This is a genomic window from Rhizobium sp. rho-13.1 (genome assembly GCF_007000305.1).
Taxonomy (GTDB): Bacteria; Pseudomonadota; Alphaproteobacteria; order Rhizobiales; family Rhizobiaceae; genus Rhizobium; species Rhizobium rhododendri.
On record NZ_SCFL01000025.1, the window covers coordinates 1 to 13587 of the forward strand.

13 protein-coding genes are annotated in these 13587 nt (G+C 57.3%); 4 read left to right on the forward strand and 9 right to left on the reverse strand.

Annotated elements, in window-relative coordinates:
* Nucleotides 1–201 precede the first annotated feature (201 nt).
* Nucleotides 202–681 carry a CHASE4 domain-containing protein gene (locus EQW76_RS26350; RefSeq protein WP_142831755.1) on the forward strand — a complete coding sequence of 160 codons (480 nt, stop codon included), beginning with the start codon at nucleotides 202–204 and terminating at the stop codon, nucleotides 679–681.
* Between the two features lie 554 nt (nucleotides 682–1235).
* On the opposite strand, the gene EQW76_RS26355 is transcribed toward EQW76_RS26350, so the two are convergent.
* Nucleotides 1236–1616: a helix-turn-helix transcriptional regulator gene (locus EQW76_RS26355; protein WP_244615517.1), complete on the reverse strand. Its 381-nt coding sequence runs from the start codon at nucleotides 1614–1616 to the stop codon at nucleotides 1236–1238.
* Between the two features lie 69 nt (nucleotides 1617–1685).
* On the opposite strand from EQW76_RS26355, the gene EQW76_RS26360 reads away from it, so the two are divergent.
* Complete coding sequence (locus EQW76_RS26360; protein ID WP_161991001.1) at nucleotides 1686–2846, forward strand: MFS transporter; 1161 nt, start codon at nucleotides 1686–1688, stop codon at nucleotides 2844–2846.
* 308 nt (nucleotides 2847–3154) lie between these two features.
* Here EQW76_RS26360 and EQW76_RS26370 read toward each other — a convergent pair whose 3' ends face one another.
* On the reverse strand, nucleotides 3155–3454 hold the full coding sequence (locus EQW76_RS26370; protein WP_142831757.1) for a metalloregulator ArsR/SmtB family transcription factor: 300 nt from the start codon (nucleotides 3452–3454) through the stop codon (nucleotides 3155–3157).
* A 398-nt stretch (nucleotides 3455–3852) separates the two neighbouring features.
* The gene (locus tag EQW76_RS26375) at nucleotides 3853–4626 is read right to left on the reverse strand and encodes a DeoR/GlpR family DNA-binding transcription regulator (protein WP_143123400.1); all 774 of its coding nucleotides are present in this window, start codon (nucleotides 4624–4626) and stop codon (nucleotides 3853–3855) included.
* Nucleotides 4627–4774: 148 nt separating this feature from the next.
* Between EQW76_RS26375 and EQW76_RS26380 the strand changes: the two genes are divergently transcribed.
* A complete protein-coding gene (locus tag EQW76_RS26380; protein ID WP_142831799.1) occupies nucleotides 4775–5920 on the forward strand; it encodes an MFS transporter in 1146 nt (381 codons plus the stop codon).
* Between the two features lie 216 nt (nucleotides 5921–6136).
* Here EQW76_RS26380 and EQW76_RS26385 read toward each other — a convergent pair whose 3' ends face one another.
* Nucleotides 6137–7021 (reverse strand): helix-turn-helix domain-containing protein, encoded by an 885-nt coding sequence (locus EQW76_RS26385; RefSeq protein WP_161991002.1) that lies wholly within the window; start codon nucleotides 7019–7021, stop codon nucleotides 6137–6139.
* A 200-nt stretch (nucleotides 7022–7221) separates the two neighbouring features.
* On the opposite strand from EQW76_RS26385, the gene EQW76_RS26390 reads away from it, so the two are divergent.
* A complete protein-coding gene (locus EQW76_RS26390; protein WP_142831760.1) occupies nucleotides 7222–9225 on the forward strand; it encodes an aldo/keto reductase in 2004 nt (667 codons plus the stop codon).
* Between the two features lie 492 nt (nucleotides 9226–9717).
* On the opposite strand, the gene EQW76_RS26395 is transcribed toward EQW76_RS26390, so the two are convergent.
* The 5 genes from EQW76_RS26395 to EQW76_RS26415 all read right to left on the reverse strand — a co-directional run bounded on the left by EQW76_RS26395 (nucleotide 9718) and on the right by EQW76_RS26415 (nucleotide 13584).
* A complete protein-coding gene (locus EQW76_RS26395) occupies nucleotides 9718–10542 on the reverse strand; it encodes a hypothetical protein (RefSeq protein ID WP_142831761.1) in 825 nt (274 codons plus the stop codon).
* Complete coding sequence (locus EQW76_RS26400) at nucleotides 10526–11599, reverse strand: AAA family ATPase (RefSeq protein WP_142831762.1); 1074 nt, start codon at nucleotides 11597–11599, stop codon at nucleotides 10526–10528. Before EQW76_RS26400 ends, EQW76_RS26395 begins: the two co-directional genes overlap by 17 nt.
* Nucleotides 11600–11868: 269 nt before the next feature.
* Nucleotides 11869–12252, reverse strand: a complete 384-nt coding sequence (locus EQW76_RS30010; protein ID WP_142831763.1) for a type II toxin-antitoxin system VapC family toxin — start codon at nucleotides 12250–12252, stop codon at nucleotides 11869–11871.
* On the reverse strand, nucleotides 12249–12449 hold the full coding sequence (locus tag EQW76_RS26410) for a type II toxin-antitoxin system VapB family antitoxin (protein ID WP_142831764.1): 201 nt from the start codon (nucleotides 12447–12449) through the stop codon (nucleotides 12249–12251). The genes EQW76_RS30010 and EQW76_RS26410 overlap by 4 nt, the downstream gene beginning before the upstream one ends.
* A 130-nt stretch (nucleotides 12450–12579) precedes the next feature.
* A complete protein-coding gene (locus tag EQW76_RS26415; RefSeq protein WP_142831765.1) occupies nucleotides 12580–13584 on the reverse strand; it encodes a C-terminal binding protein in 1005 nt (334 codons plus the stop codon).
* Nucleotides 13585–13587: the final 3 nt, after the last annotated feature.

Here is a 13587-nt window from a genome sequence, read left to right on the forward strand (position 1 = left end):
CTTCGAGCTGTCTAGCCAGGATCGGCGGAAAAATGGGGGATATTTCCGCGACCTGCTAAGTCCTCTAACAAATCTCGTTGTATCAGCGATTAGTGGCGTGAAGAACTTCCGTCGGCTATTCGTATCCCTTCAAGATCGAAAGGACTGCCGGCTATCAAGTCATAGCTCTTGGGTGAGCGACCCCTTATCGATCGGCCTCGTATGCGTTTCGTTCGTTTCAAACTGGTTGGCCCGACTATTCTCGGTGTGGCTGTCCTGATCGCCGGTATGGCCGCCATTTCATACTTCGGAGTGAGGCGGCTAGATGCGGAAACCCGGCGACGGCAGGAAATGTTGGTCGAACGGAACGTCTCTATCTGGATCAGCGAGGTTGAATTTTCCCTGACTGCCTGGACGGTCTGGGACGAGGCGATCGCCAATCTCGACAATGTGTTCGATCGCTCATGGACTGACCGCAACATCGGCGCATCTTTGATCGGTACATCGCGTACACGTGCGGTCATCGTGCTAGATGCCACCGATAAGATCATCTATTCTAAGACGGATGAGACCGTGCAGGGTCTGTCGTATTTCGTCAGGGGGCCATCGGCGATCTCAAAGGACGCGGCTGAGCTGGTGAAAGGCGTTCGCATAAAAGAGCAGCAGCCCAAGCACCCGGGATTCCTCAACCGATTGCGGTAAGCCGGATCATGGTCATCGGCGACGAATCTGTTCTGCTTGCTGCCAGCCTGTTTCAACCGGACTTCGGGACGTCGAAGCCCAAGGGACCGCGTGGACCCACAGCCCGTGCGCCAGTCTGCTGACACATCTTTAACGTCTTGTTTGACCAAAGAAATCGTTGCGAACTTGATGGGAAGGCGGTTCAATTCCTTTCAAGCGCATAGATTTTGACTGAACGGCAGCAACCGCCCAACGCCCCAAGCCCGTTGCGCAATATCCCTCTTACAATCAGGTCGGCTTATCGCCGGGCCGGATCCAGTTTGGGTAGAGACATTGCGTGAGCAGCGGCTTCTCCAGAGTAGGGGAAATCATCAACAAGTTGGCGATCTCCGTCGAAGACCTTGAAAACGGGACCGTTCGCCTCCACAATCTTGTAACCGTTAACGTATTCGAACTGTGGCGTTTTCCAACCCATCTTAGTCTCTCTTGTTGGAGCCAAATTTTGGTGGCTTTGGGAATCAAGGCTCATTGCTTTGAGTGCCGAACGCAGCTCGGCGCAAGTGGGAAGGCTGGCCTCAGGCCCGGAATTTGCTCCGTAGTGCAGCAGAGAGAATGGCGGTCATAAGACCAGGAAACTTGGTCTCAAGGTCGTCCAGTCGCAATGATATGATCCGTTGCGTGCCTTCAACCCTGGTTGAGGTGATACCGGCTTCCCGCAATCGCGCATAGTGATAGGTAAGATTAGTCTTCGAACCAAACTCCGAAAAGCCAGAGCAGTTTCCTTCGCCTAACTCAACAAGCCGCAGGACTATATCGCGTCGTGTCGGGTCGCTCATTGCGTCGAGCACCGTCGATAGGTCGATCTGTTCGATCGTGGGGTGATAGATTTCCTTAGCCATGGGTCCATGATAGCGTCCGTCATCTCTTAATTCAATGGTTGCTGAACTACTTGACATCAAAGCCTCGTGAGGCGCATATATTCAATAGTTATTGAACATTGGAATTATTGTATCATGTATTGTAATTTGATCTGGCTGGCTCTTGGAGCGTTCGCGATCGGCACCGAAGGGTTCATGATCTCGGGAATTCTTCCAGGAATGGCGCGTGATCTGGACGTGTCGGTTGCCAAGGCCGGACAGTTGGTCACGATTTTCGCATTTGCTTATGCGGTTGGGTCGCCACTCATCGCCGTTGCGACCGCCAACGTTCCGCGAAAAGCACTTCTGATTGGCGCGATGGCCGCGTTTACCCTGTCCAATCTGGCGGCTGCGTTTGCACCCGGTTATACAGCGCTTGCCGTTGCTCGCGTCCTGCTAGCGCTTTCGGCCGGGACATTCATGCCAGCCTCGGCCGGTTACGCTTCTATGACCATCGCACCGAATCGACGTGGCCGTGCGCTATCGTTCATATATAGCGGGATGACGATTGCGCTTGTGCTAGGGGTCCCCATGGGAACGCTGATCGCAGCCCGGTTCGATTGGCGCGCGACGTTCATGGGTGTCGCTGCTCTCAGTGCACTCGCTCTGGTGGGTATCATCGCCAGGTTGCCGGGTTCGCCAAGCCCGCCACCTATCAGCCTTAGCCGGCGGTTGGCTGTTGCCCGGCGGCCCGATGTTCTGGCGGTGCTGGTGTTGACGGTCCTCGTCCTAATCGGCGCGTTTGCGGTCAACACCTACTTCGGCGCCTATCTTGAAAGCGTGTTTAAGATATCGCCGCAGGGCGTGGCGCTGACACTATTTGTCCTTGGCGTGGCTGCCGCGGTGGGTAACACTATCGGCGGACATGTTGCCGACCGCTGGGATAAGCGCCAATTTCTAATTCTGGCCACAGCGATGATGGTCCTATCCTTTGCTGCGCTATCACTGCTTGCCGCCTTCGCTCCTGCGGGATGGGCATTCTGCGGTGTAATCGGCGCTATCACGGTCTGGGCGCTTTTCGGTTGGTCGCTACCGGCAGTGCAACAGGTCAGACTTTTGATGATCGATCCGCACCTGGCGCCGGTGACACTGTCGTTGAACTCCTCGGCTATTTATCTTGGGGCAGCAATCGGTGCGGTATTGGGAGCGGCGACGGTCCAATGGACCTCCTTGGCGATGATCGGCCTGGTGGGTGCAATTTGTGAGCTGTTTGCTTTAGGGTTTCTTCTGCTTGGGAGACGCGGGGAGCAAGTGATCGTGCCGACATGACTGTCGATATCGTTCGCGCCCAACGCTAGCGCGACTATTCAAGACCGTACGTCCAGAGAGTGACGTCATACCCGTAAGTTCGATGTATCAGGCGCTTAACCTCCAGATAGGGCGTCGACGGATCGCATCTATTCAAGGCGTGCACACAGAAACAATCTGCAGACCCGCTCCTAGTTTGTGAACTATACACCATCCGCCCCTACAAACGGGCTTGGTCGCAAGCGGAGGCAACGGATCTGATGTTGCGCTCCCCGGGTCGTTTTGATCCGGATTTGCTCGATGCATTCGTTCGATTAGCTTACTGATCCTCATGCAGCCTCTGCGGAGGGTCTCGTTTTATAAATCTCACTTAGCGTTTCCAGTAAACGTCGCACGGCCAGGTGGTCGCATCGATAATACACCGTCTGGGCAACTTTACGTGTCCTAACGAGCCGATCGCCTCGCAGCCTCGCCAAATGTTGCGACAACGCGGATTGCCTTATTCCCAGGCTCTGTGCCATGTCTCCAACAGACACTTCTTTGTCCATGATCATATAGAGCAGTTGTAGCCGCACCTCGTTGGAAAGATTGGAAAGCAAGCGCGCTTTCACGGAAAATACGTCGGGCACAGCGCGGCTCCTTTGGTATTGCGCGGCGGGGTCAGTGGAGTTTTACGTGTTCAGGATTGCTTCAGGCTTTCCTGCTAAAGGCGGTTATGTTGCGACCTCGCCGTGGATGGATCTTAGCCATGGGGTTTTCGGGTCTGGGAACGCGATATCGGCGAAAGGAACGTAGACCGAGAAAAGCTCCTTGATGGTGGAAGAGCTCGCGCCTTCGCCAGGGTGGTGGCAGCCTGAGTTGTCGTTTCTCGGAAAGTAAGGTGTAAGTCGGCGATGGGTCCCGGTGCAGATACGCATGATGATAGGGTCATTTCTGTAGGTCGAATCACAGTCGGCGGCAAAGGATTTACCATCGATGCCAGCCTGATCGTTCTCGACGCTAGCAGATAGCGCTCGACCTTTGCGGATCATACCACCCCGCGCACAACAGCTGGTGCCACATGCACCTGGACCTCAGCCCGCGCAAAACCAGCTTTATCGAAATCATCATTTTCCACGATCAAGTAATCTATCATTGATGCGTCTGCGACTTTGAACGGCGCCACTGTGCCGAGTTTTTCCGCAGTGGTGGCGACAAGCAACATGCTGCTCTGGCCGACCATGGTTCGCTTGAGCTCGGCCTCCCCGGCATCCAGCGCCGAGACGCCAACGGTGCTGTCGACGCCACACGCGCCAATAATAAACAGATCGGCAAAGACGTTTCTGGCTTCCCGCACCGCTTGTGGCCCAAGGCAAGCGCCCTTGCACTGATCATACATGCCGCCCAAGACGATGATGGTATAGTTCGGTCTCTCGGACAGCGCCGTGGCGATCGAGGGAGCATTGGTAACAATAGTCAGCCTCTGACTTGGAGACAGAGCCCGGGCGATAGCCAGATTTGTTGATCCTGCGTCGATGAAAATCGTCTGACCATCTTCGACCAGCGCCGCCGCAGCCAGCGCCAGTCTTAATTTCCCATCTTGTTGTATGGCTCTCCGGTCAGCCAGCGTGCCGAGATCGGGTGCAGGCAGCAAGGCCCCCCCATAGACCCGCCGGCAAAATCCGAGCTTGGCTAGCTCTCTCAAATCCCTGCGTACCGTGTCCTCGGAAACTTCAAACTGCATAGCAAGATCGCTGGCCAAGACTTTTCCGCTGGCGGTCAATTGCTCTCGGATGCGGTCAAGCCTTTCCTCCGTTAGCATCGAACAATCTCCCTCAGGTAATGTTGTTGCACGTTCTTGCACATTGTTACGTGTTCTGACAAGAGTGCGCAGTGCTCCGCCTCACCTCCATGTCCGACAATCCCGCCCTGTTTATCTTGAGGTACCTCAAATGTCCCATTCCCAAATCATGAACGAACATCCCCTGGCTGGAGAACGGGAGCAGTGGGCTACCCGTGCCGGCTTCCTGATTGCGGGTTCGGCCATGGCTGCATGGGCGCCCTTGGTCCCGCTTGCCAAGCTACGCGTTGGAGCTGCTGACGGCGCTCTTGGCATGGTACTGCTCTGCCTCGGGCTTGGCTCCATTGTCTCCATGCCGATGGTTGGAATACTCGCAAGTCGCTTCGGCTGCCGGACCGTCATCGTGACGAGCACACTTGTGCTCGCCCTTGTGCTGCCATTGCTTGCTGTTGTCGACACCATCGCAGGCTTGGCGATCTCACTGGCGTTATTTGGGGCGAGTGTGGGTGCCGTGGACATAGCTATCAATATCCAAGCCGTCATCGTCGAAAAGGACAGCAGACGTAACATGATGTCCGGCTTTCACGGCTTATTCAGCGTGGGCGGCATCTTGGGCGCCGGTGGTATGAGCCTTTTGCTCGGAGCTGGCGTTGCACCATCGACAGCGACCTTGATGTTCAGCGCGCTGTTAGTCGGCCTGCTTGTCCTATCGTTTTCAGGTCTCCTGCCTTACGGCAATCGCGAAGTCGGACACACTCCGCTGTTCACTCTACCACGCGGTATCGTAGCCTTCATCGGCCTGTTGTGCTTTCTGGCCTTTCTTGCCGAAGGCGCAGTCTTGGACTGGAGCGCAATCTTTCTCATCGGCGCCCAGCTGGTCGATCCGGCTCATGCCGGGTTTGGTTACACGATGTTCGCCTTTGCAATGACGGCCGGTCGCCTGTCAGGAGACTGGATCGTCAAAACGCTTGGCGGCATGAAGGTTGTGGTCGGCGGCGGCCTGATCTCCGCGCTCGGCTTTCTGCTTACGGTCATCGCTCCCAGTCAAGTGCTGGCCTTTGCCGGTTTCCTGCTGGTGGGACTGGGGGCTTCCAATATTGTACCAGTGCTGTTTACAGCTGCAGGGCGGCAAACCCTCATGCCGCCGAGCCACGCGATCGCGGCGATCACAACAATCGGTTATTCCGGAATGCTTGTCGGGCCCGCCGCCATCGGGTTCGTTGCGCAGCATTGGAATTTGAACGCAGCATTCGTCCTGGTTGCTGCTGGGATGGCGTTCGTAGCGCTCAGCTGGCCTCTGACCACGCGGCGATAAAGCGAACGCTAATACCATGACAATGTCGCAATGGTTGATTTTTTCGATACGAAAATTGCTGCCTTTGGAACAACGTAAGGTGGGACCCGACTCTACTTATTGCGAAAATGGAAGTGGCGTAAACTTGGGTCAGCTTTCAGCAACCTATAACGGCGCAGGGCGACCCTATCATGTCATAGCTGTTGCCTCGTTGCTTGTTAGCCGTCGCGGTTGGGCTCACCCCGATAGGGCACGAGCCTCGCGGCGGAAGTCCGAAGGCGGTTTGCCGGCAATTTGCCGGAAGGCCTTGTTGAACGCGCTTACCGAACCGAAGCCGCAATCCATAGCTACCTGCAGAACGCTATCATTGCCATCCATCAGCATGGCTTGCGCTCGCGACAGACGCAGCAGAGTTAGGTATTTGACCAGCGTCATACCCGTTGCTTTGCGAAACAAATTCATGGCGTACTTGGGATGCAGATTGGCGGAGACGGCGATATCGGTTGCATCAATCTCCTCAAGATAATTGCTGGCGATGAAATCACACATACGTACGACGCCAAGCGAGGGCGGGACTAAGCCGCCTTCGGCTTTGGGTTCGTTGCCGGACGAGACGACCGTATATGGCTCTATAAACATTCGCTCGACGCGCAGTAGCAGTTCTTCCACCGTATGCTGGGCCTTTTCCTCGCCTCCGGAACTGGCCCAGCTATGCCAGCGCTTAAAGTTCTGCTCATCAGCGCAGTCGGTTTCGGACGTCAGCATCGTCGCGCCACCCATGAGCATCGTGGAGACTGCCGGCGGCAGTCGCATACGGAAGAAATGCACCAGCGGTAGATGCGCGCCGGCATAAACTGAATCATCGGAAGATTCGTCCATCCTGTGAGACTGGCCTCCCCAGAATAGGCACATCTGTCCAGCGCAGAGCCGCAAATCGTGGCCGCCCATGCGATAATGCACCGAGCCTCGCACCATATAGTTTACTTCGATTTGCGCATGCCAATGCGGGCGTATCATGACCCGAGGGTGGGCGTGAAAGAACTGCAACCGCGATGGCATCCCTTCGATGCTGCCAGCACCCGCCTGGTAGTTAGTTCTTTCGACAATCTTACTTTCCGACAAATCCACATTCCCTTTGAACGAGACAGATTTTTGCCCTGGGATAATGTGCCCAGGTCGCTGGAGACCCGCAATTGGAAAAAGGTGGTTTTCAATGTGTGTAAAATATTTCGCGCGAATTAGCCGCGGGATCCGCATGCGCCGGCGATGAGGAGCAGCCCACCGTGAAGTCGGCTATCGGGACCAATTGAGGAGGATTTTCCATGAGCAAACAACAAGAGATCCGTTGGGGCATCATCGGTCCCGGCACCATCGCGCGGACATTTGCCGAGGCAGTTGTCCATTCCGCTACAGGCCGCCTTGTGGCTGTCGGCACTCGCAGTCCGGGAAAGCTCGGCCTCCATGACGACTTCCCCGGTGCACGTATTGTAAATGGCTATGGCGCGCTTCTGGCCGATCCGGAGATCGACGCGGTCTACATCGCCACACCGCATCCCGGCCATGCCGAATGGGCGATCAAGGCAGCGCGCGCTGGCAAGCATGTGTTAATCGAAAAGCCGATGGCGCTCTCAGCCTTCGATGCGGACTCGATCTTCCATGAGGCAAGGAAGGCCGCCGTTTTCGCCGGCGAAGGCTACATGTACAGGTTCCATCCCCAGACCACCCGCCTCGTTGAATTGGTGCGGGACGGCGCGATCGGCGAAGTGCGGATCATCCGTTCGAGTTTCGGCTTCGACATGGGCCGCCATCGCCCCGAGCATCGCCTCTTTGCCAATGAACTGGCCGGTGGCGGTATCCTCGATGTCGGCGGCTATCCGGTCTCGATGGTGTGCATGCTCGCGGGCGCTGCGGAGAAAAAGTCCTTTTTCGAACCGCTGACGGTCTCCGGCGTTGCCCATATCGGCGGGTCCGGCGTCGATGAGTGGGCCTCGGCGGTTCTCAAGTTTCCCAACGGCATCGTCGCTGAGGTTTCCTGCTCGATCATGGCACAGCAGGACAACGTCCTTCGCATCATCGGTTCGGAGGGCCGCATCGAGGTGAAGGATTTCTGGTTCGCCTCGGGGAAACGGGGCGGAGTAGGGCAAATCGAAATCATCCGGGGCGACGGACAGCAGACAATCGAGGTCGAAGAAAAGCGCTATTTGTATTCGTTCGAAGTCGATGCGGTGGGAGAGGCCATCCGTGCCGGCCGCAGCGAGTTCACCTTCCCCGGCATGAACACCGATGAGACGCTCGCCAACTTGCGCGTTCTCGATCGCTGGCGCGCATCTGTCGGTCTCGAATACGGGATCGAGACCGCTGCCGGGCGCACAACTAACATTACGGGTGCGGCGGTTGTCGCCGGGAGGTGCGTGCCCAAGAGGCAGATCCACCGCTTGGCCAAGCCAGTCTCCGCGGTTGCACTGGGCTTCGAGTTCTTCCCGAATTTCGCATCTGCCTCACTGACACTCGATGCCTTCTACGAGGCGGGCGGCAATCTGTTCGACACTGCATTCGTCTATAATGGCGGCAAGACCGAGAGCATTTTCGGCGACTGGCATACGAGCCGCAAGGTCAACCGCGCGGATATCGTTCTGATTGGCAAAGGCGCCCATTTGCCTCTATGTTATCCCGACGTGATTGCCCGGCAACTAGACCAGTCGCTAGAGCGGTTGAAGACGGATTACGTCGATATCTATTTCATGCACCGCGACAATCCCGACATCCCTGTCGGCGAATTCGTCGATGCCATGGATGCGGAAGTTCGACGCGGGCGCATTCGGGGTATATTTGGTGGCTCTAACTGGACACGTGACCGCATGGATGAGGCCCTTGTCTACGCCGAGAAAAGCGGCAAGACGGCCCCCGCCGCCCTTTCCAACAACTTCTCGCTGGCGCAGATGCTTGATCCCATCTGGCCAGGCTGCGTCGCGGCGTCCGACGACCCTTGGAAAGACTGGCTGATGAAGCGACAGATTCCCAACTTCGCCTGGTCCAGCCAGGGGAGAGGTTTCTTTACCGATAGGGCAGGGCGCGACAAGCGCGACGATGAGGAGATTGTTAGGGTCTGGTATTCTGACCGCAATTTCGACCGCCGTGACCGCGCAATCGAGCTTGCGGGGAAGCGTGGCTGCAGCCCAATCCACATCGCCCTTGCTTACGTCATCGCCCAGCCGTTTCCGGTCATTCCTCTCATCGGTCCGCGGACTGTGGCGGAACTGGAAGACAGCCTTTCGGCCATTCAGATCATGCTTACTCCTGAAGAAGTGCGTTGGTTGGAGGGTTAAGCGCGTAGGCTTGGCGAAGAGATATGAAGGCCCGAAATTCCGCCCCGTCGCCGGATCGTTTCATCTGAGACGATGATGTTAACGAAAGCGGATTGGCCTGATCTTTGCGACTGATGCCGTCCTTTCAAGAAAAAGCTCCACGGACGGGCGTGACGCTTGTCTCCATTGATTTAGCTTACGTTTTTTAACTTCTGCGCGGTGCGCGGGGTCGGCAGTTCGTATCTCTTCAAGACCTGAAATCTTGGTTCCACCTTTTGCTCAACAAGGGCTGTTGCCGATGGCAGCTTTGCGCCTTCATCTCCGTCGTTCGGGTGGGTGCTACCTCTTCCCAAGGGCTGCCGTTCACTTGGCCGAGCGTGGACCGCAATAAGGTTTTCTATTCCCGTTTCATCTGTCCTCCGCCAGTAACCGGCAACTACGTCACCTTGAACAACTTGGCTTGGGAGCGATCTATGGCCACGAGATGAAGAAGGAGCGCCACTGAGCGGACGATCAGCCGGGTTGGATCTGTCCGACCGCTTCGTTGAGGTTGTCCTTCCTCGCAACCGTCAGGGGAAATCCGGTCAGGTTGAAAATCTTCGAACGGAGTTCGACGCGCACCGCAGGCTGGTTGACACTCGAAGCGTTGTGAAAGGTGAAAAGTCCTTCGATTGCCGGTGGGACTGAGATCACCATGGTTTCGATCTGAGCATCGCTCGAGCCAGGTTCCATAGACTGGAAAATGGCGCCCAGCGCCGCCGCCAGCTTGCCGCGTAGGAGTACGCTCTCATCAATGTCGCGTCCGGGTGCAGCGCAGCGCAGCGCGCGGACGAGTTCGGGATACTCGTCCGTCAACTGCGCGGGCGTCATCGTGCCTAGGCGATCGGCCTCGGCGCTCGCGCGTGCGGGCTTGCGTGTTCCGGTAGAGGTGTCGGCGTAGTAGTTCTCGATCGCGCCACGGCGGAGAAAGAAGCAGCCGAGCCGTTCGAGCCCGTCGAGCAGCACGCGGTAGCGAGTGGCCAGCGCCGTCAACTTGACCCCAAGCTCACCAGTAAATGTGGAGGGGTCAGTCAGGAGCAAGGCGAGCGTACAGCGCCGACGCTTTACATCTGGGTCCTGCTTGTCCGACCAGTAGGGATACACCCCGACCGCCGCGTCAATCGTCGCGGTGTTCTCGGCGATCAGCCCGGCGAGTTCGGACCGCAGTTTGCCGTCGAGGTCGATAAGCGAGGGATGGCCCATAGCGTTTGCGATCGCATTCGCGCCGTCCGCTGCGCTGAAGTCGTTCACAATGCGGTTGTCGTCGGCGAGTGCATCGAGATCAGCAAGTACAGTCACTCGCATACCAAATTGCCGTAAAGAGCTTCCTTGCCTCGCGAAACTCGCCCTTGCCGAGTGCGGGGAGAATCTGGGTGTTGCGCGCCTCGATTTTGAGGCCGAGACGCCGGGCGGTGCGTGCCGCGACGATCTCGTCGCTTGGCCCTTCGACGAGCAGGATGCGCTCGGCGAAAAGCGCCTGCCGATGAGACAGGCTGATCCGCGCGACGAATTCCTTAAGCTTCGACGATTGAAGCAGGCCGTCGGCGGGATGAATCTGGCGGCAATCGGCATTGCCGCCGAAAAAGACGATGCCGGAAAGGTCGGCGAGCGAACTAAGGAGCAGGAACGACGGGGAGTGGGTCGAGATGACGATCCGCTTTTTGCCAGAATCGACCCAGTCGCCGGCGATCGTTTCCATCTCCTCGAGAATGAACGCCTGGAGCTGGGGATGAAGCGAGATTTCGGGCTCGTCGATGATGAGAGTTCCGATCGTGTCATCGTAGATCGCGGCAAGCAGCGAAACGAGCTGGGTGATCCCGCTTGCCTCGAGCCCGGACTGATAGCGAGCGCTGTCGGACATGGCGGTGAAGGACATCGCGAGCCCATTCTGATTCCACTGGAAGTCGATTCCCCGTTCGAAGAGCTGTTGCAGCCGCGTTTCGACCTTGATCCGCAAATCCGCGCGCTGCTCGAGGTTCATCACGTCGCCAACAACGCTCTCGATTTGGTGCCAATTGGGACGATAGCTTACGTGTCCGTAAAACGCCTCGCCTGCACTTGATCCCACCCCAGGTGAATCGGTGGCCGCTCGGTACCGCTCGACCGGTCCGGTGCGACCTGCGGGTAGAAAACGGACATGGGCGGCCTCCGCGCCCCGACTTCGAAGCGCCTTTTGGATGGACCGTAACGCCCGCGTCTTGCCGCTGCCGTTGGGCCCGACAAGGGTGGTGATGCCGGAGCGGATCGTGACCGTGCCGCCGGACTTTCCCGTTATGACGTCGAGCGGGATCGCGACGTCCGTGGTCGGAGCGGCAGGGGCGGTCGAATGGGTACGTACTACGGGTTCGTCGGACACGGGAACCTCTCGGGATCGAAGTCTGCCTTTAGCGCTCGTCGCAGAGATGATTTACGATCGCAATAGTATCAATAGTAGAACGGCAGATTTCGCAGTCCAGTCGCTTAAAACCGGACAGTCAACTCTCGGCCCCAAAATCAGCCTTTCCCCCTTAAGTCAAACGACTTTCCCCGCTGTGGCATCTCAGCGCGTTAGCTCTATTCAAATAACAGGGTCGTTGGTTCAGATCCCTTCAAGGCGTACGTATTCGGATGCCATCCTTCCGAATTTTAGTTTGGCGCGCTCGTGGGTGCATACAGTGAGGCACCCGCTTTTCGTGCCGCGGCAGCTAAACGCTTGTCTCTGGTCCATAGCAACGATCGCCTATCGAGCAGTATCGAAGCCAGCAAATGTGCATCCGTGTACCCGATCCCCATGCTGAAAATCGAGTGCCGACCGATCATCGTTATTACTTCGTAATGGCTAGCGACTAGTGCCTCTCTCTGCGCCGAAAAAAACGCCATGACGGCCCCACGGTCGCGAAGACTGCCGAGCGCCAATTCTCCGACAACGACGGGGTGACAGAGTAGCAGGTCGTCCGCGATAACTTTGCGCAACTCCACGTCACCATGGCGGAAATGATCAATCCAGATCGAGGTGTCTACCAATATCACTTCGCCGCTTCGCTCCGGCGGCGAGGGGCTGCCTCTGCATCTGGCATGGTACCCCCGAGAGCAGCGAGACGCTTTCCGGATTCGACCCGCACAAGTGTCTCCAAGGCCTGGCGGACAAGTGCGGCTGTTTCCTTTGTTCCAGTCAGGGACCTCGCCTGTTCCATGAGGTTATCATCGAGATTGATAGTGGATCGCATGCTCTGACTCCTATCTTCGAACCGGATAATTAGCACCATTTGGTGCTAAAATCCATGCCTCACTAGCGCGATAATCCAGGGCCTTAAATCCGGATCCCTTCAAGCGCGAGCCATCTCGATGCGAGCCGCATTAGTCCGTTACTTGATTTCGAAGTTTCCCATTTTCAAGCAACAATTTGACAGTTTGCGCTGCGTTGTGTCGCATCTCGATGGCGGCATGGTCTGAATAGAAAGCCTTGTGCGGCGTTATCACCAAGCGTCCCGCGAGCCAGTCTTCACGGTTGCGCCACGCCGACAGCAGCGGATGGTCGCGAGGCGGTTCCTGCACCAGCGTGTCGATCGCTGCCGCTCTTAGGCGGCCGCTTTTGAGCGACGCTTCAAGCGCGTCGAAGTCATCAAGCAGTTCGCCCCGGGCCGTATTGACCAGAATTGCCCCCGGCTTGAGCCAGGCAAGCCCGTCGGCATCTAGCATGCCGCGCGTCTCTGTTGTCGTGGGACAATGGAGCGTAACGATATCGGATTGCGCCAGCAGATCATCCAGTCTTTGGGCGCGCTGGTACCCGACCGCCTTCTCATGACCGGGCGCCTGGCCGGGATCGTAGCCAAGGACCCGAAAGCCAAATGGCTTCAGTCGATTGACGACCGCGGTGCCTATTCGCCCTACCCCTACGACACCCACGGTGGCCTCATTCGAGCGCGAAAGAGGTGTCAGGCTGTGGATCTGCCATCCGGACGTATAGCCGCGAGCGCGGGCATCATGCTCCCATAGCCGCCTGTGCAGGGACATGATCATGGCGATCGCATGGTCAGCGACTTCCTCGGTGCCATAGTCGGGATTGTTCGCAAAGGGGATGCCGGCACTGTCGAGAGCCGCAAGATCGATCTTTTCATAACCGACGCCGTAGCGCACGACGCCTCTGCAGCGCGCCAGATGGGCAATACTTCTGGCACCCAATCGCGCGCCCCAGACCATCAGAGCGTCGAGCCGGGCCAGACGGTTCGGATCGAAAAGCATCTCGTCGGTGGTGCCGAAGAAATCGATTTCGACATCGCTTCCGAGAACCTCCGCCTCAAGATCGGGCGTGCCGATCATGTGGTCAGTAATTCCGACTACATATTTCTTCAGCTGTCCCATTGT